The organism is Caballeronia sp. LjRoot29 (genome assembly GCF_964252755.1).
Classification (GTDB): Bacteria; Pseudomonadota; Gammaproteobacteria; order Burkholderiales; family Burkholderiaceae; genus Caballeronia.
In genome coordinates this window covers 56564-81189 of the sequence record NZ_CAXUPU020000030.1, presented here as the reverse complement: position 1 = coordinate 81189, position 24626 = coordinate 56564, and the positions used below count along the sequence as shown (strand labels likewise).

At 60.7% G+C, this 24626-nt stretch carries 19 protein-coding genes; 12 read left to right on the top strand and 7 right to left on the bottom strand.

The genetic code is table 11. From position 1 onward, the window contains the following. The first annotated feature begins 16 nt into the window (after nucleotides 1-16). The 8 genes from ACSQ83_RS26845 (at nucleotide 17) to ACSQ83_RS26810 (ending at nucleotide 9156) form a co-directional block, all read left to right on the top strand. Nucleotides 17-643, top strand: coding sequence for a cysteine dioxygenase (locus ACSQ83_RS26845; RefSeq protein ID WP_436230246.1), 627 nt, complete (start codon nucleotides 17-19; stop codon nucleotides 641-643). Next, a complete protein-coding gene (gene metC, locus ACSQ83_RS26840) occupies nucleotides 643-1830 on the top strand; it encodes a cystathionine beta-lyase (protein WP_414949936.1) in 1188 nt (395 codons plus the stop codon). Before ACSQ83_RS26845 ends, metC begins: the two co-directional genes overlap by 1 nt. A gap of 33 nt (nucleotides 1831-1863) precedes the next feature. After that, nucleotides 1864-3486 (top strand): rhodanese-like domain-containing protein, encoded by a 1623-nt coding sequence (locus ACSQ83_RS26835; RefSeq protein ID WP_436230245.1) that lies wholly within the window; start codon nucleotides 1864-1866, stop codon nucleotides 3484-3486. Next, nucleotides 3483-4304: a transporter substrate-binding domain-containing protein gene (locus ACSQ83_RS26830; RefSeq protein WP_436230244.1), complete on the top strand. Its 822-nt coding sequence runs from the start codon at nucleotides 3483-3485 to the stop codon at nucleotides 4302-4304. Before ACSQ83_RS26835 ends, ACSQ83_RS26830 begins: the two co-directional genes overlap by 4 nt. 131 nt (nucleotides 4305-4435) lie before the next feature. Further along, the gene (locus ACSQ83_RS26825; protein WP_436230243.1) at nucleotides 4436-5878 is read left to right on the top strand and encodes an NAD(P)-binding domain-containing protein; all 1443 of its coding nucleotides are present in this window, start codon (nucleotides 4436-4438) and stop codon (nucleotides 5876-5878) included. A 178-nt stretch (nucleotides 5879-6056) separates the two neighbouring features. Continuing rightward, nucleotides 6057-7148, top strand: a complete 1092-nt coding sequence (locus ACSQ83_RS26820) for an ABC transporter permease (RefSeq protein WP_436230242.1) — start codon at nucleotides 6057-6059, stop codon at nucleotides 7146-7148. Further along, complete coding sequence (locus ACSQ83_RS26815; protein WP_414949942.1) at nucleotides 7142-8026, top strand: ABC transporter ATP-binding protein; 885 nt, start codon at nucleotides 7142-7144, stop codon at nucleotides 8024-8026. Before ACSQ83_RS26820 ends, ACSQ83_RS26815 begins: the two co-directional genes overlap by 7 nt. A 74-nt stretch (nucleotides 8027-8100) precedes the next feature. After that, complete coding sequence (locus tag ACSQ83_RS26810; protein ID WP_436230241.1) at nucleotides 8101-9156, top strand: ABC transporter substrate-binding protein; 1056 nt, start codon at nucleotides 8101-8103, stop codon at nucleotides 9154-9156. A gap of 1129 nt (nucleotides 9157-10285) precedes the next feature. On the opposite strand, the gene ACSQ83_RS26805 is transcribed toward ACSQ83_RS26810, so the two are convergent. Then, complete coding sequence (locus ACSQ83_RS26805) at nucleotides 10286-11767, bottom strand: PLP-dependent aminotransferase family protein (RefSeq protein WP_436230240.1); 1482 nt, start codon at nucleotides 11765-11767, stop codon at nucleotides 10286-10288. A gap of 160 nt (nucleotides 11768-11927) precedes the next feature. Between ACSQ83_RS26805 and ACSQ83_RS26800 the strand changes: the two genes are divergently transcribed. After that, nucleotides 11928-12650, top strand: a complete 723-nt coding sequence (locus ACSQ83_RS26800; protein WP_436230239.1) for a GNAT family N-acetyltransferase — start codon at nucleotides 11928-11930, stop codon at nucleotides 12648-12650. A gap of 304 nt (nucleotides 12651-12954) precedes the next feature. Then, nucleotides 12955-14577: a gamma-glutamyltransferase gene (ggt, locus tag ACSQ83_RS26795; RefSeq protein ID WP_436230259.1), complete on the top strand. Its 1623-nt coding sequence runs from the start codon at nucleotides 12955-12957 to the stop codon at nucleotides 14575-14577. A 109-nt stretch (nucleotides 14578-14686) separates the two neighbouring features. Here the strand turns inward: ggt and ACSQ83_RS26790 are convergent, their stop codons facing one another. The 3 genes from ACSQ83_RS26790 to ACSQ83_RS26780 form a co-directional block, all read right to left on the bottom strand. Continuing rightward, nucleotides 14687-15997, bottom strand: a complete 1311-nt coding sequence (locus tag ACSQ83_RS26790; protein WP_436230238.1) for a UDP-N-acetylglucosamine 1-carboxyvinyltransferase — start codon at nucleotides 15995-15997, stop codon at nucleotides 14687-14689. A 131-nt stretch (nucleotides 15998-16128) separates the two neighbouring features. After that, the gene (locus ACSQ83_RS26785) at nucleotides 16129-16869 is read right to left on the bottom strand and encodes a hypothetical protein (RefSeq protein WP_436230237.1); all 741 of its coding nucleotides are present in this window, start codon (nucleotides 16867-16869) and stop codon (nucleotides 16129-16131) included. Between the two features lie 217 nt (nucleotides 16870-17086). Continuing rightward, nucleotides 17087-17647, bottom strand: a complete 561-nt coding sequence (locus tag ACSQ83_RS26780; RefSeq protein ID WP_436230236.1) for a TetR/AcrR family transcriptional regulator C-terminal ligand-binding domain-containing protein — start codon at nucleotides 17645-17647, stop codon at nucleotides 17087-17089. Nucleotides 17648-17780: 133 nt separating this feature from the next. On the opposite strand from ACSQ83_RS26780, the gene ACSQ83_RS26775 reads away from it, so the two are divergent. Then, a complete protein-coding gene (locus ACSQ83_RS26775; protein ID WP_436230235.1) occupies nucleotides 17781-18986 on the top strand; it encodes an MFS transporter in 1206 nt (401 codons plus the stop codon). A 51-nt stretch (nucleotides 18987-19037) separates the two neighbouring features. On the opposite strand, the gene ACSQ83_RS26770 is transcribed toward ACSQ83_RS26775, so the two are convergent. After that, nucleotides 19038-20264, bottom strand: coding sequence for an MFS transporter (locus ACSQ83_RS26770; RefSeq protein ID WP_436230234.1), 1227 nt, complete (start codon nucleotides 20262-20264; stop codon nucleotides 19038-19040). 4 nt (nucleotides 20265-20268) lie between these two features. Further along, on the bottom strand, nucleotides 20269-21234 hold the full coding sequence (locus ACSQ83_RS26765) for a helix-turn-helix domain-containing protein (protein ID WP_436230233.1): 966 nt from the start codon (nucleotides 21232-21234) through the stop codon (nucleotides 20269-20271). 211 nt (nucleotides 21235-21445) lie between these two features. Here ACSQ83_RS26765 and ACSQ83_RS26760 point away from each other — a divergent pair, with 211 nt between their 5' ends. Further along, nucleotides 21446-22327, top strand: a complete 882-nt coding sequence (locus tag ACSQ83_RS26760) for an NAD(P)H-binding protein (RefSeq protein ID WP_436230232.1) — start codon at nucleotides 21446-21448, stop codon at nucleotides 22325-22327. A 207-nt stretch (nucleotides 22328-22534) separates the two neighbouring features. Here the strand turns inward: ACSQ83_RS26760 and ACSQ83_RS26755 are convergent, their stop codons facing one another. Further along, nucleotides 22535-24619: a 2Fe-2S iron-sulfur cluster-binding protein gene (locus ACSQ83_RS26755; RefSeq protein ID WP_436230231.1), complete on the bottom strand. Its 2085-nt coding sequence runs from the start codon at nucleotides 24617-24619 to the stop codon at nucleotides 22535-22537. Between the last annotated feature and the right edge of the window lie 7 nt (nucleotides 24620-24626).

The window sequence follows — 24626 nt, the reverse complement described above, 5'->3', positions numbered from 1 at the left end:
CTGAACTCATTCCTAAATGACCGCAACCACCACTCCCGATCAAACTGGCGAACGCCAGGCCGCTGTTTCCGTTTTGCTGGGCCACGTACGTCATATCGTGGCCCAGCAGGGAGTGACCCGCGGCGCGCTCGATGACATCAGCGCGCACTTGCAGGCATTCGCTGCGAACCACGCCGAGTTGTTTACTGCGGCAGACTTTCCGCCGCCGCAAGCGGGCAGCGGCGACACGTCGACGCGATATCGGTTGAATCCCGGCGAGGACGGTTTCGCGCTTTATCTGAACTCGCTGCTGCCGGGCAAGACCACGATTCCGCATAACCACGACACTTGGGCTGTCATCGCGGCGCTTGAGGGCGAAGAGTTGAATCGCGTGTATCAGCGCACGGACGATGGCACGGACTCCGAACGTGCCACGCTCGATATCGAGCGTGAAGTCGTGGTGCGTCCAGGTACGCCGATCGCGTTCCTGCCCGAAGACATTCATAGCATCCACGTAACGGGCGCCGCACCCACGCTGCATTTTCATCTCTATGGGCGGCCGCTGGAGACGTTATCTGGCCGGCTGGGTTATGAACTCGAAACCGGGCGTGTAGTGCGCTATAACACGACCCACATGCACCGTGGCACGCAGGCGGTTGGCTGATGAGTCCGCCGCTGCTGCGTAAAGCTACTCGCTTGATGCGTGCCGGTGCGCCGACGTTCACGGATGGCGCTGCGCCAGTCAATGTGCCCGTTGAACGCACAAGCACGGTGCGTTTCGAGAACACGTCGAGCCACGCGACGCTGCATAAAAGGCGTGACGCGGGTGAGGCGGTCAGCACGTACGGCCGGCATGGCACACAGACGCATCGGGCGCTGGAAGCGGCTATCGGGGAACTGGAAGAGGCGCGTGACGTGCTGCTTGCGCCCTCTGGTTTGTCGGCAATTTCACTGGTGTTCATTGGCCTGTTGTCACCGGGCGATCACGTGCTGGTTCACGACGGTGTATACGGGCCCGTTCGAGAACGGATAGAACCGCTGTTGACGCGACTGGGCGTTGAGTTCACCTATTTCAGCGCAACAGAGGGTTTGCCGCATAAGCTGCTTCGCGCCAATACGCGACTCATCTATGCGGAGTCGCCGAGTTCGTTTCTCTACGAGATCATCGACCTGCCGGCGCTTGCGGATTTCGCGCACGAGGAAGGAGTCTTGCTCGCCGCCGACAACACGTGGGGCGCGGGCTTGCTCTATCAACCGCTGGCGCTGGGCGCGGATATCTCCATTCAGGCTGTGACCAAGTATCTGGGCGGACACTCTGACTTGATGCAGGGCGCTGTATCGACCGCCGATGCAGCCATCGGGCATCGCTTGAGAGAAACTCACGACGCACTGGGCTTAAGCGTCAGCGCCGACGACGCTTACCTCGCATTGCGCGGCATCCGTACGTTGCCCGTACGCCTCGCGCAACACGCGCGCGGCGCGTTTGCCGTTGCGTCGTATCTGCAACGCGTGAAGCAAGTCACACGGGTCTTCCATCCAGCGTTGGCGAATGATCCTGGACATGCATTGTGGTCGCGAGATTTCCACGGCGCAAACGGGCTGGTCTCGTTCGCTGTACGCGACGCCGATACCAGCCAGGCTGCTGCGTTTATCGACGCGTTGAAGCTGTTCAGTATTGGCGCCTCATGGGGCGGTTATGAAAGCCTCGCCCTGATTGCACCGCCGCGGCGTTTGCGTTCCCAGAGTTATTGGCAGGGACCGGAAGCCGTGATCCGGTTGCACATTGGGCTGGAGGATGCGGACGATCTCATCCTTGACCTTGCTCAAGCGTTTCGCAGCGTGCTGTCCTAAAGGCAGTTCCTTACTCATTTTGACCCTTCCCCGATGACCTTAATCCAAAACGACGCTGCTTTCATCGATGCATCGAGTGTCCGCGCATGGCTCAACGATGAAGCCGAAATCGCCTTGCTCGATGTCCGCGAAGCCGGGCAATTCGGTGAAGGACATCCGTTCTTCGCCGTCCCGTTGCCGTATAGCCGGCTCGAAATAGACGCGCCGCGACTGGTGCCAAGGCCCGACACGCGAATCGTCCTGCTTGACGACGGCGAAGGTATCGCGGTGCACGCTGCACGTCGCTTGAGAGCGCTTGGTTACACGAATATCTCTATCCTGCGCGACGGTACCCCCGGCTGGCTGGCAGCGGGTTATACGCTGTTTAAAGGGGTTAACCTGCCATCGAAGACCTTTGGCGAACTCGTTGAACACGCGCACGGGACGCCGCATTTGTCGCCGGAAGAACTCGCGGCTTTGATCAAAGAAGGGCAGGCCCATGCGTTGTTCGACGGACGCACGCCCGATGAACATCGGAAGATGACAATCCCCGGCGCTGTTTCTGTGCCGAACGGCGAGCTGGCGTATCGGATCGGAACGCTTGTTGCAGACCCAACGACGCCGATTGTGATCCATTGCGCCGGACGTACTCGCAGCATTATCGGCGCGCAGACCTTGCGTAACCTGGGCGTGCTGAATCCGGTGATCGCATTGGAGAATGGCACGCAAGGCTGGGCGCTTGCGGGGCTCAAGCTCGAACATGGCAGTGAGCGCCGCTACCCTGATGTTTTGAACGAAGCTGCGGTCGCTGACGCGCAAGCGCGCGCGGTCAAGCTTGCCGCGCGCTTCCACGTTGCAACGTTCGATGCTTCCGCCGCACAAGAATGGCTGGCTGATTCGCACCGGGCGACTTTTCTCATCGATGTCCGTACGCCTGAAGAATTCGCACGCGATGGTCTGCCAAACGCCATTCACGCCCCCGGAGGGCAATTGGTGCAGGCGACCGACCAGACCATCGGTGTGCGGCGTGCCCGCGTTTTGCTGGTTGATTACGACGGCGTGCGTGCTCCCGTCATCGCTACATGGCTCGTGCAATTGGGCTTTGAGGCCGCGTTAATCGATGCCCGCAATGCCACTTCGCTGCACGTTGATAAGCAGATTGCGTCGCCACAATCGTCCTTGCCGCTGCTCGACGCAGCCGCGTTGCGCGAAGCCGCAACGGGGCATGTATTGCTGCTCGATCTGCGGTCGAGTGCCGCCTACAAGCGCGAACATGCTGCTGGCGCACACTGGTCGATTCGCCCGCTTCTTGCGAAAACACTCGCCTCGCTTAAGGCCGAACCGGGCGACACGCTGCTGCTATTCGCAGACGAACCTGCAGTAGCGGGCATTGCTGCAACGGACCTGCGCGAGTTGGGATTCACGTCGCTTTATCTTGCCGCCAGTGGAGTCGATACGTGGAGAGAAGCGGGCTTAGCGCTTGCATCGACACCGGATGTTCCCGCCGATGCAGAGCGCATCGACTATCTCTTCTTTGTCCACGATCGCCACGATGGCAACCTCCAGGCCGCTCGCGACTATCTCGATTGGGAGACCGGTCTGATCGCACAGTGCGCGCCTGACGAACTCGCTGTATTTCGTATCGATGCACCCGCAACAGAAAGTCCCGGCCAATGAAATTTCGCTTCACCGCCTTCTTAAGCGTTTCCCTGACGACGCTTGCGCTCTCGCAAACCGTTCACGCCGATGCCACCCTCGACCGGATCAAGGCACGCGGGACGCTTACCGTCGGAGTCGTGCTCGACGGCACCTACGGTTCGCTCGATCCGCAGACTCGCGAGCCCGTCGGTTACAACGTCGAACTTGCGCAAGATCTCGCCCGGCGGCTCGGCGTGAAATTTGAAGCGGTGGAAGTCACCCCTCCGAACCGCGTGCAATTTCTGCAGCAGGGCAAGGTCGATGCGCTGATCGCCAGCATGCAGTACACGAAAGAGCGCGACGAGATACTGAGTCATGTGCCCACGCCGTTCGAGGAGATCGGCGGCTCCGCGATGGTGCACAAGGGCGCGGGTATCCACAGTTGGAACGATCTGCGCGGCAAGCCTGTTTGCGTATCGCAAGGCAGCAACTACACGCGTCCGCTGATTGAACAATACGGGGCACAGGTCAAGGGTTTCAAGGGCATGCCCGAAGCGCTACTGGCGCTGCGCGGCGGGACGTGCGTGGCATCGGTTCATGTGACGCCCGGTATCCAGGCGCGGCTCGCGAGTACCTCGGGCGAGTGGCAGGACTATGAATCGCCGATACCTGACCAACTGATTCCGTCGCCGTCGGTGATCTGGGTGCGCAAGGGCGAGACCGACACGGTCGCGGCGCTCGACAAGATCGTGAAGGAGTGGCACCGGAGCGGTTTTCTCATCGATGAAGGGAATAAGTGGCACATGCCTCCCTCACAGCAATTGCTCGCGTGGCATCGGGAGTATTCGTCGAAATAAGGCGCAGAGCTGGCCATAGCTAATGCGTTCCGAAAAAAGCGTCTAAGCAAAGTTGAATTGTTTGGTTGCCAGTGCGCGCGTCCCTTTTCAATATCTTGAACATTCCTCCATTTCCTGATTGAACCCGCTCGATGACAACCACGCCCAATCCCGATGCAAACGCGCTCGACGCACTGCGACTGCTAGGTCCCGACCCGGATAACTGGGTGCCGGACCGGGCAGGCATTGACCATAACGTCGTGATCGTCGGCGGCGGACAGACGGGCGCCGCATTCGCATTCGCGCTTCGGCGCGCGGGTATTGGCAAGGTGTCAGTGATCGATGCGGCAGCCGACGACGCAGGCGCGGGTGTCTGGACGAATCGGGCGCGCATGAACAAATTGCGTACACCGAAGGCGCTGATCGGACCTGAACTCAGCGTCGCGGGGTTGAGCTTCCAGGCGTGGTTTGAAGCGCGTTGGGGCGCGGCGGCTTATGCGGATATCGACCGGATTCCGCGCGAGCGCTGGGCTGAATATCTTGGGTGGTATCGGCATTTCCTGAAGATCCCGATTCGCTATGGCACCCGGCTCGCACGCATAGAACCGGTGGACTCGCACTTCCGGTTGCGCTTGCTGAACGCGGCGGGGGAGGAGCATGTGGAGACCGCACGCAAGGTCATCTTGTGCAACGGCGTAGCGGGTAACGGCGCTGCGCAAATACCGCCCGTGTTGTATGAAAACCTGCCGCGCTCGCTCTATGCACATACGTCCGAGGCTATCGATTTCAACGCGCTCAACGGGAAAGTGGTCGCGGTGATTGGCGGTGCGGCATCTGCCTTCGACGCGGCCGCCACGGCGCTGGAAACGGGCGCCGCGCAAGTGCATCTGTTTGTGCGCCGCGCTGCGATTCCCGCCGTACCTGTTACCCGGACTCGGGCATATCCGGGCGCGTACGACAACTATCCCGCGTTACCGGACGCATTGCGTTGGCGTCAGGCATTACGCTTTCGGCAGGCGGGCTCGACGCCGCCGGTCGATGCCGTGGAGCGCGTGACGAAGCATCCGAACTTCCATCTGCATCTTGGCGCGGCCTGGACGCATGCGAGCGCGGAGGGTGGGCGGATTGCAGCCCGAGTGGGAAACGAACAATTCCACGTCGACTTTGCCATCGCGGGGACGGGCTACCTTATCGATCCGGCCGTGCGTCCCGAGCTTTCAGCGATATCGAAGGATATTTTGCTGTGGCGCGACCGGTATGTCCCCGCAGATAACGAGCGCGATGACTATCTCGGCGCCCATCCCTATCTTGGTGCGGCGCTTGAGTATCTGGAAAAAATTCCTGGAACGGCGCTGCATCTTGCGAACCTTCACGTCTATAACCCCGCGGGCCTGGTTAGCTTCGGCGTGCCTGTAGGCGACGTGCCGAGCATGAAACGCGATATCCCGGCGGTGGTGAGCCGGATCAGCCGCGATCTGTTTCTCGCCGATCTTGATCGTCATGAAGCGCGTCTGAATGGCGACATCCCTCCGGATTTTAGCGAGACGCTCTATGCGCATAGCGTGTGGCAGGGCGAGAAGGCTGACATCGTCTGAACAAATCGTGCAATCGATTAAGCGTGTGGCTTCATAAACATATCGCAAACGAATAATTGTTAAGAGGCCGAAGCGTCGTTAGTCTTGACGTTTGTAGCTTTCCAGCGCGCCGTGGCAAAACCACGCTCCAGAGCCAGCGCGCCGGGCTTATATCAACGTCACGAGGGCCTTCCCCATCATGTCCGGCACTCCTCATTTAGATCCGGCGTCGGGACATCCCGGCGTCGGGTTCCAGCAGCATGCGCCAAGCATCCGGACGCAATCAGCCCGCGTCAGCGCGGTGTCTTTGAACCCGGTGGGCACGAGTTTGCTGCCGGCGTGGCTGGCAGCGTTCGCATGGCTTGCCAGTGCAGGCCTGACACGCTGGTGGCCCGACGCGGATGAGTGGCCGTACACCGGCCATCTGCTCGTGCTCAAACTCGTGCTCGCATTGACAGCGTTGTTGATCGGCGTGGCTGCGCGCAGAAGCCTGTTGGCGCGCCAACCCGATACGGCGCAACCCCGCGCTGAACGCTGGCTCAAGGCTATGCCCTGGCTAGTCGCGCTCGCGGTGGGCGTGGCCGCCTGGGAAGTACTTACTGCGAAACTCGAATGGCTGCCCCGGCCGTTTTTTGCACCCCCTCAAGCACTGATCGCAGTTTATTTCGATGATTTCCCGCGCCTTGGTTCGAGCGTTGCTCATTCGTTCGGATTGCTTGCTTATGGTTATGTGATCGGCGCGGTGGTGGGATTTGTGACGGGCGTTGGCATCGGCTGGTCGCGGGCGGTGGGGTACTGGCTGCATCCGGTATTGCGGCTGATCGGTCCGTTACCAGCTACCGCATGGTTGCCGCTGGCGTTCTTTTTCTTTCCATCGAGCTTCAGCGCAAGCGTGTTCCTGATCGCGCTTGCGACCGGCTTTCCCGTGGCTGTGCTGACGTGGTCGGGTGTCGCCGGAGTCAACAGCGCGTTCTACGATATTGCCCGCACGCTGGGCGCACGGCCCGGTTTCCTGATCCTGAAGGTTGCCATACCAGCCGCGTTGCCGTCGGTGTTCGTCGGACTTTTCATGGGATTGGGCGCGTCGTTTTCCGTGCTGATCGTGGCCGAGATGATGGGTGTCAAAGCAGGGCTCGGCTGGTATTTGCAATGGGCGCAGGGATGGGCGGCTTATTCGAACATGTATGCGGCGTTGCTGGTGATGGCGTTGATGTGTTCCGGGCTCATCACGTTGCTGTTCCGCTTTAGAGACCGGTTACTTGCCTGGCAGAAGGGGTTGTTGAAATGGTAAGCACGCAAGGCGTGGCGCAAGAGACTGTGCAAGCGGCGCAATCAGCGCAACCGGCATTCAGGGCAGCCGCAGCCGGCGCGCGTATCGACGTCACTGAAGTCAGTCATCGATTCTCGCTGCACGGCGCAGCGTTGCCCGTTCTCGACGATGTCAGCTTCTCTGTCGCCCCGGGTGAATTCGTCGCGTTGCTCGGGCCGAGCGGCTGCGGCAAGTCGACCTTGCTCAGGCTCGTGGCCGGACTTGATGCGCCGGCTGTCGGTACCGTGTCGTCCAACGGCGTGGCTATACGTGGACCGGACCCGTCGCGGGTCGTGGTGTTTCAGGACCCGACGTTGTATCCGTGGCGTACGGTACGCGGCAATGTTGGCTTGGGCCCCGAGGCGCAACGAAGGCGCAAGCGGTTTCCGTGGAGCACGGCGCGCTCCTCGATTGAGCCTCTTCCCGAAGGTGCGCGTTCGGCGGAACAGCGCATAGACGCAGCGTTGCAACTGGTCGGCCTGACCGACTTTGCGGCGGCGTATCCGCATCAGTTGTCGGGTGGCATGGCGCAGCGTGTTGCACTGGCGCGGGCGCTGGTCAACGATCCCGAGTTGCTGGTGCTCGATGAGCCATTCGGCAAGCTGGACTCTCTCACGCGGCTGCGCATGCAGGGCGAACTGGTGAAGTTGTGGCTGGACGCGCGCTTCTCTGTCCTGCTCGTGACACACGATGTGGAAGAGGCGTTGTTCTTGGCGAACCGGGTGATTGTTTTCAGCGAGCGTCCGGCACGCGTGACTGCGGAAGTGCGTAATGACGCGCCCTATCCGCGTCATCGCGATGATCCCAAGCTAGTCGAACTCAGGCGCGAAGTGCTGGCATTACTTGGTCTGGTTGCTTGAGTCGGTAAGCAAGTTTCCCGATCAGAATTACACAAACAAAACATCAATAACGAACGACCCGTGGAGAATGTTTGATGAATCGTCCTGATGCCGATAGCGGCGCGAGAGTCATCGTGCCGGAGAACCTGTCGCGGCGCGACTGGTTGCGAAAGACCGTGTGGACCGCGGGGGCGGCGGCACTTGGCGGGGCATCGTTTGGCCTTGCCGGACTGCCTGCGCGTGCTGATGACGGCAAGTTGAAACAATTGAAGTTATCGTGGAATGCCGGATCGATTTGTACCGCGCCGGTACCGGTGGCGGTCAAGCAGGGCTTCTTTGCCAAGCGCGGCCTGGACGTTGAGCTGATCAACTTTGCTGGCTCGACGGACCAGTTGCTTGAGGCCATTGCAACCGGCAAGTCGGATGCTGGGGTGGGCATGGCGCTGCGCTGGATCAAGCCGCTGGAACAGGGTTTCGATGTCAAGCTCACTGCCGGGATTCACGGCGGCTGCATGCGTTTGCTTGCCACGCGCAGTTCGGGAATTGTCGATTTGCAGGGTTTGCGCGGGAAGACGATTGGTGTCAGCGACATGGCGAGTCCCACCAAGAATTTCTTCGCGGTTGTGTTCAAGAAGCTTGGCATTGATCCGGACAGTCAGGTTCAGTGGAGGCAGTATCCGGCCAACCTGTTGGGTGAGGCATTGAAGAAGGGTGAGGTCCACGCCATTGCGGATGGAGATCCGACAATCTGGATGCTGCGGGAGTCGGATCATCTGTATGAAGTGTCGAATAATTTGTGCGGTGAGTATCAAACGCGTGTGTGTTGCGTGCTTGGCGTGCGTGGGTCGCTGGTGAGGAAGGATCGTGCGGCGGCTCAGGGATTGACACAGGCTTTGCTCGATGCAACGGAATGGACTGCGAATCATCCGGGGGATGCGGCGGCGATCTTTGCGCAGTATGCGCCGCAAGCGGATGTGGCGCAGTTGACTGCCATGCTCAAGAGTCATACGGATCATCATCATCCGACGGGGGATGCGTTTAAGAAGGAAATTGCGTTGTACGCGGACGATTTGAAGACGGTGGGTGTGTTGAGCAGCGGGACGGATTCGAGCCGCTTTGCTAATCGGGTGTTTTCTGATGTTCTGGTGTAATTTCGCTCGCGCCGGTGGGCGGGGGGTGGGCGGTGCGGGGTTCTTGCGTTAGCGGTCGGGGTCTATGCCGGGTTGCTGCTTTCCAGGTCTTCGCGAGTTATACGTTGGTTGTTTTCTTTATCACTATTAGCCACTGCGCGTGGCGGCGCGTCATTTCTTTGTCCAAAGCGACAAAGAAACGAAGCAAAGAAAACGCTTTCACCGCTCTACCCTAAGTGTCCACAGCGTGCAGTTTTGATTCATAGGTGCCCCAAAAGCACGGTGCTCGCAAGAGCGGAGGATGTGTGAAACCCTCCTTCTCGCGAATCCTGACAGTAAAACGCTTCGCCCCGTACGCTCTCGGGCAAGCACCCGTGCCCCACGGACCGGCACGGCCTCACGCGTACTCATGGATGCGCTCTCCCAGACCGCGACACGTCACCGCCCGCGCTCTCGGGCAAACACGATTTGCCATGGTACCTACACGACCTCACGTGCATCCAATGCTTCGGTTCTTCGTGGACCAACTGCCTGATCCGCGCAGTCATATTCGTGACTTACAGCCTGTGTACCACGGCGTCAGTTTTGGCGAGCCAGCTAGTGGGCTGTCCTTATTTCGTTGGTTACGGCCTCATGCGATTTGGTGGCTTTGTTTCGAGGAGGGTTGGCTAGGTGGTTCGGTGTGCGTACAAATTCGGTGATTGGTTTTCCGCGGATAGCGCGGGGCGCCCCTTGGGCAGGTTCAGTCAATGGTGCTTGCCCGAGAGCGTACGGGGCGAAGCGTTTTACTGTCAGGATTCGCGAGAAGGAGGGGTTCAAACATCCTTCGCTCTTGCGAGCACCGTGCTTTTGGGGCACCCATGAAATGGAACTGCACGCTGTGGACACTTAGGGTAGAGCTGTTAAAAGCGTTTTCTTTGCTTCGTTTCTTTGTCGCTAAGGACCAAGAAATGACGCGCCGCCACGCGCAGTGGCTAATAGTGATAAAGAAAACAGCTAACACCGAACGCGCAAAGACCTGGAAAGCAGCACCCCGGCATAGACCCAGCCCCGCTAACGCCAGAACCTAGCAATCCAGCACTAACCCAACCACTCCGCCCCAAACCCTCCCGTCCACCGCCACGAGCGAACCTAGGCGGGCGCAAGCGAACTACACCAGTGCGAACGAACCACCCACCACCCTACTCAAAGCCCGAACCAAAGGCTCAAACAACTCCGCCGATGTATTCCCATACCCGAGCACAAGACCGTTATCCCCAGCCATAGGCTGCAGCGCAAAACTTGACAACGGCGTGGGCGCCATACCATGCTGCCGCGCCGCATCGGCGATCTCCTTGTCCGGATAACACGCCGGCAACCGTACCGTTAAATGCAAACCGCAATACCCGCCTTCAATCACATGCGTCACCGGCATGTGCCGCGTCAAGGCATCTCTCAACGCATGCTGCCGGTCACGATACAAACGCCGCATACGCCCCAAGTGCCGACTAAACTGACCACTTTCAATAAACTCCGCCAACGCAAGTTGCTCATATCGATGACCACCTCGCAACATGTCGTCCAGCGGCGCGCGCATCTGCGCGACCAAAGTCTCCGGCAGCACAAGAAACCCCAGTCGCAACGACGGAAACATCGTCTTGCTGAACGTACCCACATACAGCACCGGCGCCTGCGCCACTAAACCCTGCATCGCACCAATCGGCTCGCCCGCGTGGCGGAATTCACTGTCGTAATCATCCTCGATAATCCACGCGCCATGCTGCTGCGCCTTCGCGATCAGCTCAAGCCGACGCGCAACGGTCAGCACCGCGCCCGCCGGATATTGGTGCGAAGGCGTCGTGTAGATCAACCGTGGCGGCTGCGACTTCCAGTCGCTTTCATGAGCGATCAGACCATCGGCGTCAACGCGCATCGGCACCATGCGCAGGTCGCCCGCACGCATCGCCGCCTTCGCTCCCCGATAACCCGGGTCTTCGATCCAGGCCGTATCGCCGGCATTGGTCAACAAGCGCACGCACAGCGACAGCGCCTCTTGCGCGCCCTCGGTAATCACAACCTGAGCCGGCTCACATCGCACGCCCCACGCTAAACCCAAGTGCCGCGAAATCGATGCGCGCAACGCCGGCTCACCCAAAGGATCGCCGTAACCAAGCGCCGATGGCCCCGCGTTTCGAATCGCACGATCGATCGCACGGCGCCAAGCAGCCAGCGGAAAATGCGACAAGGCCGGCACACCCGGGCGCAATGCGGCGCTCCAGTCGGACGGCGGCGCGGCAGCCTGAATGCGCGTCAGCCGCTGCGCAATGGCGGGCGCCGGCGGCGCAGCGCGCTTGCCTTGCAGCGGCGCCGGACGCGACAACGTGGCTACCCGCGTACCTTGCCGGTCTGGTTGCACATACCCCTCCGCCGCCAGCAGGTCGTACGCGGCAGTCACGGTGTTGCGGGAGATCGCCAACGACTCCGCCAGCGCGCGCGAACCCGGCAGACGGCTCCCTGGCGCGAGATGGCCGCGAAGAATGGCTTCCTTGTATCGATGATGCAACTGGCGTTGCATAGGCGCCGCGCCAGGACCTTTGGCGAGCGGCGCCTCAAGCGGAGTTTGCGGCACAGGCGACGAAGCGGCGGTTGTCATAGGCGCATCAGGAAAATTGCGAAAGCCACGAACGTGGAGCCATGAAAAATAGGGAATGTGGCACTTTTTAAGGTTCCATGATTCGCGTACGTTAGCACATGCTTCGCCTGCGTTTAAGCTCCTGTTTTACGATTGCCACCCTGTCGCCCAAGGAACCGTTATGCCCAGCACCTTGAATCAGTATCAGCAACCCATCGGCGAATCCTTGCCCCACTGGACGGCGCGCGTGCACCCGCCGCGCAACGCTATCGAAGGCCAATATTGCCGGCTTGAGCCGCTCGAACCGCACCACGCAGCCGATCTGTTCACTGCCTTCAGTCAAGCTCCGGATGGCCGTGACTGGACCTACATGCCGGTAGGCCCGTTCGACGATGCAGCGAGCTACCTCGAGTACGTCGAACGCGCCGCGGTCAGTCCTGATCCCCAGCACTATGCAGTCATCGACCTGAAGCGGGGAACCGCGATCGGCACGCTGTCGCTGATGCGGATCGACCGGGCGAATGGGGTTATCGAAGTCGGCAACGTGGCGTTCTCGCCGCTGCTCAAACGCACGCCGATCTCGACAGAAGCCCAGTTCCTGTTAATGAAACATGCGTTCGATGAACTCGGCTATCGCCGCTACGAATGGAAGTGCGACGCGTTGAACGCGCCTTCGCGCCAAGCGGCTGCGCGGCTGGGTTTTCAGTTCGAAGGCATCTTCCGGCAGGCCGTGCTCTACAAGGGACGCACACGCGATACCGCGTGGTTTTCAATCATCGACAGCGAATGGCCCGCAGTGCGCGCGGCGTTCGAACTCTGGCTCGCGCCCGAGAATTTCGATGCCGAAGGCGGGCAGCGCAAGTCGTTGACCGACCTGCGCGCTCAGCTAACCAAAGCAGCTTAAGCCCCGTTTTTCTACTGCGGCTTTTGCGGGTTTCCGTTTGTAATCTTTGTTGGTATTGTGCGCGGTGACTTGGCGGCCTGCTCGAGACGGGACGCCAGGTCACTGCTGCACGAGCGTTCTCACGCCTTTCGCACGTCTCTCACAGGTTCCTCGCAGGTTCCACGCAGTTTCCATCTACTCAGCAACGGACATTCAAACAATGAAATTCGATCGTCTAGCCCAGTCGCTTCTTGCGGCGGCGCTCGCCATTTGCTATGCCGGCGCGCAGGCCGCTTCGCAAGCCCCGGTAGCCGCCGAGAACGGCATGGTCGTTACTGCCCAGCATCTCGCCACGCGCATTGGCGTCGACGTGCTCAAGGACGGCGGTAACGCAATCGATGCGGCCGTCGCCGTCGGCTACGCCCTCGCGGTGGTCTACCCGGCGGCCGGCAACATTGGCGGCGGCGGTTTCATGACGATCCAGCTCGCCGATGGCCGCCGGACCTTCCTCGATTTTCGCGAAAAAGCGCCGCTGGCCGCCACCGCGAACATGTACCTGGATAAGGACGGCAACGTCATCCCGAACCTGAGCACGAAGGGTTATCTGGCCGTCGGCGTGCCGGGCACGGTGTCCGGCATGGAAATGGCGCTGACGAAATACGGCACCATGAAGCGCGCCGATGTCATCGCACCGGCCATCAAATATGCTCAAGAGGGCTTCGTGCTCGACCAGGGCGACGTCGATATCCTCGGGACCGCAACTGACGACTTCAAGAAGGATCCGCAGGGCTCCGGCGCGATCTTCCTGAACCACGGCGAACCGTACCAGGTCGGCGAGCGGCTCGTGCAACGAGACCTCGCGAAGACCTTGCGCGAGATCAGCGCCAAGGGTCCGGACGGCTTCTACAAGGGCTGGGTCGCCAATGCACTCGTCTCGTCGACGCAAGCCGGCAAGGGCATCATCACGCAGGCCGATCTCGACCAGTACAAGACGCGCGAACTCGCGCCGGTCGAGTGCGATTATCGTGGTTACCACGTGGTCTCGGCGCCGCCGCCGAGCTCGGGCGGCGTCGCTATCTGCGAGATCATGAATATCCTCGAAGGCTATCCGATGCAAAGCCTCGGCTTCCGTTCAGCCCAGGCCATGCAGTATCAGATCGAGGCCATGCGTCATGCTTATGTGGACCGCAACAGCTATCTGGGCGACCCTGATTTCGTGAAGAATCCGCTGGACCGTCTGCTCGACAAGAACTACGCGGCCAAGATCCGCGAAGCAATCAATCCGAACAAGGCGGGAGTCTCGCAGGAGATCAAGCCGGGTGTCGCGCCGCATGAAGGCACCAACACGACCCATTATTCGATCGTCGATAAATGGGGCAACGCGGTGTCGGTGACCTATACGCTGAACGACTGGTTCGGCTCGGGCGTGATGGCAAACAAGACGGGTGTGATGCTCAACGACGAGATGGATGACTTCACGTCGAAGATCGGTGTGCCGAACATGTACGGGCTGGTGCAGGGTGAGGCCAACGCGATTGGACCGGGGCGTCGTCCGTTGTCGTCCATGAGCCCGACGATCGTCACGAAGGACGGCAAGACCGTGATGGTGGTCGGCACGCCGGGCGGCAGCCGCATCATTACTGCGACGCTGCTGACCATGCTTAACGTGATCGACTATGGGATGAACATTCAAGAGGCTGTCGATGCGCCGCGATTCCATCAGCAATGGCTGCCGGAAACGACGAATCTCGAGCGCTTCACGCTGAGCCCCGACACGCAGAAGATCCTCGAAGGATGGGGTCAGAAGTTCTCGGGTCCGCAACCGGCCAATCACGTTGCGGCAATCCTGGTGGGCGCGCCGTCGCTGGGCGGCAAGCCGGTCGGCAAGAATCGCTTCTATGGCGCGAACGATCCGCGTCGTAACTCGGGACTCGCGCTCGGATATTGATTTGATGTGATGTAGAGGAAGCCGTGCCGGTGGATGTTTGATCAACGCGGCATGGTTCAAGCCTGAAGGCGTCGCGACTACCGGTCGCGACGCCTTTTTACTTCTTGCGTCACTCGCTGCTGGTCCACTCCACGTCTGCGCCGACCGAGCGCAAGTTTTCCACGAAGCGCGGATGTGCACGGCGGATCGGCAGTGCGTTGATGATCTCCGAACGCCCCTTGATGCTCGCCGCGACCATCAGCAACGCAATCGCCACGCGGATGATGTACGGGCTCTCCACTTTCGCGGGACTCAAGGGCAGGCCGCCGAACGTGATCAACCGATGCGGGTCCGACAGGAACACGTGCGCGCCAAATTTCGATAGTTCCGTCGACCAGCCCATGGCGCCGTCGTAGACCTTGTTCCAGAACATCGCGCTGCCTTCGGCTTTCACGCCGAGCGCAATGAAGATGGGCAGCAAATCGACCGGCAGATACGGCCAGGGCGCAGCTTCCACCTTGGTGAGGATGTTCTGCGTGAACGGCCGGCGCACGCGCAATGGCCCGTCCTGGAATGCACGCGACCAGCCGTCCTTATGTTCCACGTTCACACCGAATTTCGCGAAGGTCCGGTCGATCAGCGGGAACTGGTCGGGCGCAGTATTCCTCACCGCGATGTCACCGCCCGTGATCGCGCCGAGCGCGAGGAAGGTCGCAATCTCGTGGAAGTCCTCGCTGAACCGAAACTCTCCGCCACTGAGCTTGCGGCCGCCCGTGATGCCAGTCACGCTCAAACGCGATGTGCCAATGCCTTCGATGGGCACGCCAAGCATCGCAAGGAAACGGCAAAACTCCTGCACGTGCGGTTCCGATGCCGCGTTGACCAGCGTCGACGTACCGTACGCCGCGGCCGCGCAGAGCGCGAAGTTCTCGGTGGTGGTGACCGAGGCATAGTCCAGCCAGTGATGATTCGCGGTCATCTGCCTGGCGCTTCGCACGATCAGCGAGTCGGTCGTGCGCTCGACCTGTGCGCCAAAACGCTCGAATACCTCCACATGCGGATCGATTTCGCGAACGCCCAGCGTGCAGCCCTTGACGTCGTTTTCCAGTCGCGCCACGCCGAAGCGCGCAAGCAAAGGCGGCACGAGCATGATGGAAGATCGCATCTCTTCGGGCAAATGATGCGCGACGGGATCGAAGGTGGTTGCGTGATGATGCAGGTTGAGAATGCCGGTGGAGAAGTCCATCGACACGTTGCTGCCCAGCGTACGGAAAATCTCGAGGATCTTTTTGACGTCGGTGATTTCGGGGACGCCGATAAGTCGCAGGGGCTGGTCAGTCAGCAGCGTGGCGCAAAGGATGGGGAGGACAGCATTTTTATTGGCGGACGGCGTGATTTCCCCGCGTAGGGGGACGCCGCCATGCACGATCAGATTCGACATGTTCGCTAGAGGCTCGTGGAAGAAGCGAGGGGACAATGATGCCACCGTGTGATGCACAAGGGCGAGATGTTGAGACTAATTTTGGCAAGGGGCAAGGGGTCGTATCAACTGCGCAACGTGGAACGCATGCGTTAACCGGGCTTAACCAGATTCCGGCGCTCATGCCGATTGCGCAGCAGACCGGCAGCCACCGCGCCGATCACCAGCGACGCGTACAGCATCAGGAGATCACGACGCCAGTCATCCAGCGAGTCCCGATGTGCCATCAGTTTTGGATCAGCGGCGGGAAGATGGGCGTTGGCCGCTTCCACCGTCCGCGTCATGTGCATGAAGCCGGCCGCCGATAGCAGCGGCAACCCGATGAGCAACGCCAGCAACGCGGGCCTTGAGCGGCGCATGAAATCGTGATGGCGATAACGTAGCCAGAGTCCGAGACATCCATGCACCCAGCCCGGCGCAAGCAACGCAAGTTGCAAACCCTGTGTGCCGCTCGAAATCAGGGAAATCACTATTTTTTCGTAGTCCGGTTCGAAGCCGTAAAGCGAGGCGGCGAGGCGCGTTCCCACTGCATGGCGGATCAGCAGCAGAGGCAGGCTGAGTCCTGCCCAAAGTCGAATCCATTCGGCGACGGGCAGCACCCAGTGACGACGTCCGTAGAGTGTGCGCAAGGCCAGCGAGAAATGCAGCGCGGCGGAGCCGTAGAGCAGGATCGTACCGGGCAGGCTGTGCCAGAGCGTGATGGCGAGCATCAGACCGCGTCCCGCCAGATCAAGCGACCAGATACCGAGCGCATGGTTGACGAGATGGAGGAACAAGTAGGTTAGGAGCACCACGCCCGACCCGAGTTGCAGATGACGCGAAATCGGTTGCATCGCCATTCCCTTAGACCTCGGACGTGAATGGGTACGTTGTACACAATCGTTATTCCATGCGCAACCGCGTCCATAAGACGTGTTAACAAGACTGCCCGCCCGCCGGATTTATTCCGCCTGGGACCCGATTGTGGAATACGTCGTGCTCGCTTGAAAGCTATTCACTATGGTCGGCATGCCTAAGCAGATGAGTTGCATGCGCTTCGTGAAATGCTTATCAGCTCGCTGCCAGCAATGTCGCCATGCGGCTACGGGCGAATGCCGGGTCGATCGGGACATCGTCGAAGAGCAGGCGATAAATAAGCGGCGCGACCACGCTATCCATCACGATATCGATATCGGGTGGCGTCTCACCGCGTTCGACCGCCCGGTCCAGGATCATCTGGATCTGCGAGCGCGTAATGGCCGCGCACTGGCAAGCAGGGCTGCGGGCGTCGTTGCTTGCCAGTACATCGCGAGTCATGGCGCGGCCGGGTTCCGACGACATCTCCTCCTGGTATCCCTGCGCCCAGGTTTCCAGATCGCTGCGCAGCGAACCCGTGTCGGCCGGTCCGTTATCCGGATGAAACCGCTGCAGGGCGACATCGGCGAGAAGGCTCGGCAGATCTCCCCAGCGCCGGTAAATGGTGGACGGCGTCACCCCGGCGCGCGCCGCGACCTGCGGCACAGTGATTTCCTCGCGCGCCATTTCGTCCAGCAGCGACCTGACTGCGTGATGCACGGACTCCTGCACTCGCGCGCTGCGTCCACCGGGTCTTAACCCTTCTCGTGTTGCCATTGCCTGTCTTCTCCGCTCCGCGTTGTTCGCTCGTATCGATTAAATTCGTTAAAGCTAAAAAGTTGCATTAACGCAAAACAGCGCGCACAATTCACTAAAGCAATTATTTTGCGTTTATTTTCCGGAGCGTGCAATGGCCGTTAATACCGATCCTCCGTTTCTTCCCGACAGGGCGCGTTACGCGTTGCCGCTTTATGCGTTCATCGCGGCATTGTTCTTCGCCGCGTCCAGTGCGCCGACACCGCTTTACCGGCTGTATCAGGAGGCATGGGGGTTCTCATCGGCGACATTGACGCTGGTGTTCAGCGTCTACGCATTCAGCCTGCTGGCCGCGCTGCTGACGACCGGGTCGTTGTCCGATCACATTGGCCGTCGACCGGCGATTATCGGGGGCGTGGCGCTGGAGGTCGTGGCCATGCTGATCTTCGCTAGCGCGCACAGCGTCCAGGTGCTGATCCTCGCACGGGTCCTTCAGGGTTTTGCAACCGGTACGGCCACGAGCGCGCTGGGCGCTGCGATTCTCGATGCAAGCCGTACTCGCGGTTCGCTGGTCAATACGCTTTCGCCGATGTTAGGCATGGGCGTGGGCGCGCTCGGCACGAGCCTGCTGGTCGACTATGCGCCCGCGCCCATGCAGACCGTCTATTTCATGCTGGTCGCGATATTCGTGCTTCAGGCGGTAGGCGTGTGGATGCTGCCGGAGACGGTGAGCCGCAGCCCCGGCACTCTGGCTTCGCTAGTGCCGCGCGTGCGTGTGCCCCGGGCGGCGCGCGCGGCGATGTTGCGCATTGCACCGGTCAACGTCGCGGTATGGGCGCTGGGCGGGTTCTATCTATCGCTAGGGCCGACGCTTGCTCGCGCCGTGACTGGCAACACCGATGTCATGACGGGCGGCTGGGTGGTGTTTGCTTTAACGGTTGGCGGCTTGGCAGCGGTGCTGCTGTTGCGCGCGTTGAGCGCGCCCCGGTTGCTGATGACAGGCGCGGTTGTCCTCGCGGCCGGATTGGTAGTGACGCTAACGGGCGTGCATGCGGGGAATGCGGCGATCTTTTTCGCCGGGACTGCCCTGGCCGGCATGGGTTTTGGGTCGGCGTTTCAAGGCGCATTGCGCTCGGTCTTACCGCTCGCTGAAGCGCACGAACGCGCGGGGCTGATGGCTGCGTTTTACGTGCTGAGTTATCTCGCGTTCAGCGTGCCGGCGATTATCGCGGGGACGATGGCCCATGTCGTCGGCTTGCGTCTGACGACCGACGTATACGGCATTACGCTCGTGGCGCTGGCGGGAATGACCGTTGTTGCCAGCGGGTGGGGAAGGGGGCGGCGGATGGTTGGCGGATAGCGGGTACGCCGTGGGCGTTTGCTTATCGAAGGGCAAATAACACGGGATGTGTTACTTGCGCGCGCTTGCCGGGCTGAACCAAAAAGCGAGCGCGCCAACGGTAAGCGGGAGCGCCGTAACAACAAACAACCTGGAGTAGAGATCAGCACTCGACACGCCCGTCACGCGCGCATGCTCGGCGATCAAGCCAAAGATACTGCTTGCCAGCGCCACGCCCAAAAATACGAGACTATTCAGCAAACCTAAGCCCAGCCCCAACTTGTTCGGCGCAATGATCGACCGCGCCTGCGACATGACCAGCGGGTGAATACAGCCGACCGACAACAACAGGCAGATGGCAGCAACGCTCAGGATCGGGCTTCGTTGCGGCATGAACGCGAGCAAGAGTGCCGAGAGAATGCCGGCCGCTTGCCAGCCAAGTGACAACGATTTGGGAGGCCATCGCCGCACGAAAAATGGAATGCAAAACGATGCGCCTATGCCGCCAATACTCATGACGGTCATCGCATTGCCGCGTGCCATCACGTCGAAGCCGAATACATCGGCTAGATACGGTCCGCCCCACGACGTGCGGAATGTTCCACCCACCGACATCGCCAGGCACACCGGCATCAACGTCCACAAGCCGCTTGTGCGGGCGGGCGGTACGGTCTTTGCGGGCGCTTCTTTATGCAAAGGTTTTTCGTCGCGTCGACGTACGAAGAAGATAACGCCGAGCGTCGCCAGCAGCATCAGCATGGCTGATAACGCCATCACCGGGCGCCAGCCAAAGTTGGCTGTTCCCCAGCTTAGCGGGAACGCCGCGAGCAATCCTCCCGCCATGCCGATAGCGCTGGCCGTGGTGATCGACCGCACATCGCGTGGTCCGGCGCCGTGGCGCAGGACGTGGTTGAGCAGTCCCATGAAAACGGGCGCGCAACCGATCCCGATTCCGGCCTGCGCGACGATGGCGAGACGCGGGTCGGTCGTGACCGAGACGACGCCGGCGCTCAGCGTGCCCACGCTCATCAGGACTGCCGTGGGATAACGCACGCCGTACCGGTCGAACATGAAGCCGACAGGAATTTGTGCTGCGGCGAAGACGAGAAAAAACGCGCCGGAGAACCAGCCGAACATTTGCGGAGTGAAATGAAAATCCGCGATGAGCTGTGTCGAAATCACGGCCACATAGCTGCGGAAAAACTGGCTTAGTACATAGCTGAACGTTAAGGCCCACAAACCGTAATCGGTTGAACGCTCGGAGGTGGGGACAAACGGAGTGCCTGAAATTTCGGTCATCGACTCAACGTGAAAGCGATTTCTTATGCGTGGTGAATGTTGTATTCGTTGTACTTGCCAGAGTGGCGACAGCGCGGCCGTCTTTGACAAGCTCGCGCGGCGTCAATCCGAGCAGCCGGTTCATCCAGTGCGCCATATGGCTCTGATGGGAAAAACCCGTTTCAAGCGCCACCTGGCTGGTGCTGAGCTTGCCTTGCAACAGGAGTGCTTTTGCGCGTTCGACGCGACGCTGCACGACGTATCGATGCACCGGCATGCCAAGCGTCTCGCGAAACAGCACTTTGAAATGCGGCACGCTAAGTTGGGCCAACGCGGCGAGTTCGTCAAGCGTTAGGCGCTGGTCCAGATTGCTTTCAATAAAGTCGATCACATTGGTAGCCGTTCGCGGCGCCAAGGTGCGCCGGCGCCCCTCAAGCGTGGCGATGGCACCATCGGCGCTATTGCCCGCTAGCCGGATCACCATCGCTGTGCACAGGCTTTCTGCAAAGAGCGAATCGGACGCATCGCCGGCTTCGAGTTCTGCTTGCAGCGCCCACGCCAGATGTTGAAAACGCGCGTCGCGCATCTGGAGTTGCGGACGAATCGCGCTTGCACCGGATGTCAATTCGAGTTGCTCGAGCGTCTTCTGCGTGAACGATTCGCTGATCCAGATGCTGAGGATTGTGCAGTCCGATTCATCGGTCCATTGGCCTTCGAGTCCTGCGGGAATGACGTCGGCATCGCCGTGCGCCTGAACGCGTGCATAGCGGCGTTGCTCGCACAGGCAGCGCGCCATGACCGGCGCCCCGACATGCACGCCAACGCGGTGATGCGGCATGGCCGGAATCCGGTGCGTGCCCGCCGATATTCCCAGCAGCGCCGCACCAAAACCCTTCCAGCCGCGACCGCTGCTGGAGCGCAAATTGACGCGGGAGCCCGAAAGCGGCATAGGCATAGGCGAAGGCAACGGCAATGGTGTCACGGCATTCATGGCAGGTCCTCGCATAGGTCGGCAAGCGAGCATTGTGCGGGGTTTTTCGTCAATTTGCTCGACGTCGTGATGAAGCGGCATCTTGCACTCGGCCATTTTGCGGCGGCGCCGCAATCAATCATCCGTATCTGCGCATGCTGATCCTTCCCTGCGCGCCCGGAACGCTCAACCTCCTTACGATGACCTCATCGAGACCAACAAGGAGTTGAACGTGTTCGTCATATTCGGAGCATCGGGCAAGGTAGGGCGCGTGAGCGCGGCATCGCTTCGCACGGAAGGCCATGCGGTCCGAGCCGTGGTTCGCAATGAAGCTCAAGGCGAGCGGCTTGGGCGCATCGGTTGCGAGATCGTGCTTGCCGATCTGCTGAACCCGGCATCGGTGGCAAGAGCCATAGAAGGCGCGGATGCGGTACAGGTCCTGTGTCCACTCCCGGCAGGCGATGCACATCCCGGCAGCACGATGCATCGCATGATCGACGTTGTAGCGAATGCCTTGCGCGCCAATCCACCGTCTCATGTGTTGGCGCTGTCCGACTATGGCGCGGAACTTGACCACGGTACAGGCATCACATTGCTATTTCATGCGCTGGAAAAGCAGTTGCGAACATCGGTTCAAAACCTGACATTGTTGCGCGCAGCGGAGCATATGCAGAACTGGGCACGCGTGATACCGGCCGCGCTGGCAACGGGGAAGTTGCCGAGCCTGCATCATCCATTGACCAAGCGCTTTCCAGCCGTGGCGGCGCAGGACGTGGGGCTGCTCGCGGCAGAACTGCTGGTGGGGACGCCACGCGGGGTAGTGAGCATTGAAGGTCCGCGACGCGTCTGTGCGCTCGATGTCGCCCGCGCGCTAAGCGAGGTGACCCGGCGTGAGATCAGCGCGCACGAAGTACCACGCAATGATTGGCCGGCGATGCTGCTGCGCGCCGGTCTTGGCGCCGGCCATGCACAGCTCATCATGGATCTCTACGATACGCACAACGCGGGCCGCATCGACGTGGAAGAGGGAATTGGCGAGCGGCGTTTCGGGACGACCGAACTCAGCGATGTCCTGGCTGCGCTGCTCCCGGACACCGCAGCGGCGGCTGGCTAAATGAGCCGGCCGACACTGAAGAAAGCGATGCATTCACCTACCAGATCCGAAACTCACCCGCGCCGCATTACGCGTGCGTGGCTAGCGGTCATCATCGGCGTTGCCGGGCTGGTTGGCGGGTATCAGTTTCAGCGCATGTTAAGCGCTCTGCCTGACAGCAATGAAGACTTCATTTTCTTCTGAATACATGCAACTCCCGCGCCGCTCTCACAGGTCCAGCACCACCGCCGACTCTTCTCCCGACCCCATCCTCGCGGGGATTGCGCTGCATATCAACGCATGTCCCTCCGGGATCGCTCCCTCGCATGGCACGGGATAGGTCACGTCCCCCGACACCACGCGCGTCGCGCACGTACCGCACACGCCGGACCGGCAATTCGACGCGACCGGCACGCCATTCGCCTCTGCAAAATCCAGCAAGCTTCCGTCTTCCGGGGACCACCGCGCGTCGCGCTGCGTACGCATGAACACCACCTTCGATGACCGCTCCAGATCGCGTGGCGCAACGGCCTTCGTCACGGTCAATGCCGCCTCAGCGCTTTGTGTCCGCGTGACACTCGCCGGTCCGAACGCTTCGAAGCGAATCCGGTCATCGGCCACGTTGAGTGCACGCAAGCCGGTGTACATATCCTGCATGAACGCGCCGGGACCGCAGAGGTAAAAGTCGTAGTCACCAAACGGCAACACGCTCTTGAGATAGGCAATATCAACACGGCCCACGGGACCTGCATCGGCCTGACTGTCGCGCAGATGCACCGAGAGGTCCGAGTGTAATTGCTCAGCAGCCCTGAGTTCTTCTGCGAACGGGTGTTCGTCGGATCGGCGAGCACCGTGGATAAAATAAATGTGCTCGGGCTGCGCACGCCCGCTCTTATCGGTAAGCAAGCTATTAAGCATGGCGACCATCGGCGTAATGCCAATGCCTGCAGACAGCAGGACCACTGCGCGGCCGCTCGACCGATCGAGTACGAACGCGCCGCCCGGCGCCTTGGCCTCGATCTCCATGCCCGCCTTGATGTTCTCATGCAGCCATGTCGATGCCGTACCCTCGCGCTTTACCGTGATCCGATACAGCGAGCTTTGGTGGGCATCGGAGAGCGTATAGGTTCTGATCAACGGCGCATCGAGCCCTGGAACGTGCAGGCGGATCGGCAGGAACTGGCCGGGTTCGTATGCAGGAAGCGCTGAGCCGTCAGCGGCCTGAAAATAGAACGACCGCACGCCGGGCGCTTCGTCGCTGACCTTGGAGACCGTTAACCTGCTCCATGCGTTCCTGGCTGCTTGCGTGCTCTCGGGCGCTTTCCAGCTACCCAGTTTCGCAAGTTGCGGTGCGTATTCCACACCTGACCAGCGCATGGGCAACGCATGCGGCGTGCGACGGACTTCACGCACATGCCAGCGAATCAGGCGCTCGGCGCCGTCGAAGGAATGAAGTTCCGCGCCATCCCAGATGATCTCGGCCACCGCGGCCAGATACAGCAGATCGCCGCTCTCGAAGTCGATCACCAGCAACCCCGCGCGCGGATCGTGCATCAGGTTGCCGATGGTATTGAAAAACAGGTTGCCGCTGAAATCAGGAGTGGTCAGCGTGTTGTCATCGTCGATGCGAATAAACCCCGGCTTGCCGCCACGATGCGACACGTCGGCGCCTCGTCCCAAGCCCGCTTCGTTCGACGTATTCGCGCTGGCGACGAAGAACGTATCCGCCCGTGCAACCAGCGCGCGGTCATCATTGCTCAGATGATTCGAAACAAGCGGCGTTTCTGACGCGGCTTCGTCCACATCGAACTGGACCGGCGTACGGCTCTGGATGTACTTGGCGCAATTGCCGAAGCTCTGGCTGACGGCAAGCGTGATCGCTTGATCGTCGATGGCGGTAATGACACCGTTCACACGATTGCGCCGCCGCGTGGCGGGTTGGATACCGAGTCCGCCCAACACCGATCCGACCTGCCACGTGGCCTTGAGCGGATCGCCTGCCAGACTCCGTCCAGCAATACGCAACGTGCGTTCATCGGGCGCTGAAATAAAACCCGGCGCGCCGACCCGCAGCGTAGCCCACGGTTGGCCCGTTTCATCGACTCCGCCGAGCACCATGAACGGTTGTTCTGCAAAAAACCGGCGATGCTGCTCGGGCATGTAATCGCGAATCCCGCGACGCGCATCGACGTCCATTCTCTCGCGCACGCCTGCACGTTCCTGCGCGGCGAGTTCGCCGGCATGAAAAGGCGATTCCACGGCACGCCAGCCCGAAGGCGGTGCGGCAACACGAGTGGGTGCAAGAGAGGACATGATGTTC

Excerpts from the sequence above, each read along its gene's own strand:
- ACSQ83_RS26770 (WP_436230234.1), bottom strand. The coding sequence starts at position 20,264 with ATGACCGAAATTTCAGGCACTCCGTTTGTCCCCACCTCCGAGCGTTCA.
- ACSQ83_RS26810 (WP_436230241.1), top strand. The coding sequence starts at position 8,101 with ATGAATCGTCCTGATGCCGATAGCGGCGCGAGAGTCATCGTGCCGGAG.
- ACSQ83_RS26800 (WP_436230239.1), top strand. The coding sequence starts at position 11,928 with ATGCCCAGCACCTTGAATCAGTATCAGCAACCCATCGGCGAATCCTTG.
- ACSQ83_RS26775 (WP_436230235.1), top strand. The coding sequence starts at position 17,781 with ATGGCCGTTAATACCGATCCTCCGTTTCTTCCCGACAGGGCGCGTTAC.
- ACSQ83_RS26825 (WP_436230243.1), top strand. The coding sequence starts at position 4,436 with ATGACAACCACGCCCAATCCCGATGCAAACGCGCTCGACGCACTGCGA.
- ACSQ83_RS26785 (WP_436230237.1), bottom strand. The coding sequence starts at position 16,869 with ATGCAACCGATTTCGCGTCATCTGCAACTCGGGTCGGGCGTGGTGCTC.
- ACSQ83_RS26845 (WP_436230246.1), top strand. The coding sequence starts at position 17 with ATGACCGCAACCACCACTCCCGATCAAACTGGCGAACGCCAGGCCGCT.
- ACSQ83_RS26780 (WP_436230236.1), bottom strand. The coding sequence starts at position 17,647 with ATGGCAACACGAGAAGGGTTAAGACCCGGTGGACGCAGCGCGCGAGTG.
- metC (WP_414949936.1), top strand. The coding sequence starts at position 643 with ATGAGTCCGCCGCTGCTGCGTAAAGCTACTCGCTTGATGCGTGCCGGT.
- ACSQ83_RS26830 (WP_436230244.1), top strand. The coding sequence starts at position 3,483 with ATGAAATTTCGCTTCACCGCCTTCTTAAGCGTTTCCCTGACGACGCTT.
- ACSQ83_RS26805 (WP_436230240.1), bottom strand. The coding sequence starts at position 11,767 with ATGACAACCGCCGCTTCGTCGCCTGTGCCGCAAACTCCGCTTGAGGCG.
- ACSQ83_RS26755 (WP_436230231.1), bottom strand. The coding sequence starts at position 24,619 with ATGTCCTCTCTTGCACCCACTCGTGTTGCCGCACCGCCTTCGGGCTGG.
- ACSQ83_RS26790 (WP_436230238.1), bottom strand. The coding sequence starts at position 15,997 with ATGTCGAATCTGATCGTGCATGGCGGCGTCCCCCTACGCGGGGAAATC.
- ACSQ83_RS26815 (WP_414949942.1), top strand. The coding sequence starts at position 7,142 with ATGGTAAGCACGCAAGGCGTGGCGCAAGAGACTGTGCAAGCGGCGCAA.
- ACSQ83_RS26765 (WP_436230233.1), bottom strand. The coding sequence starts at position 21,234 with ATGAATGCCGTGACACCATTGCCGTTGCCTTCGCCTATGCCTATGCCG.
- ACSQ83_RS26820 (WP_436230242.1), top strand. The coding sequence starts at position 6,057 with ATGTCCGGCACTCCTCATTTAGATCCGGCGTCGGGACATCCCGGCGTC.
- ggt (WP_436230259.1), top strand. The coding sequence starts at position 12,955 with ATGGTCGTTACTGCCCAGCATCTCGCCACGCGCATTGGCGTCGACGTG.
- ACSQ83_RS26835 (WP_436230245.1), top strand. The coding sequence starts at position 1,864 with ATGACCTTAATCCAAAACGACGCTGCTTTCATCGATGCATCGAGTGTC.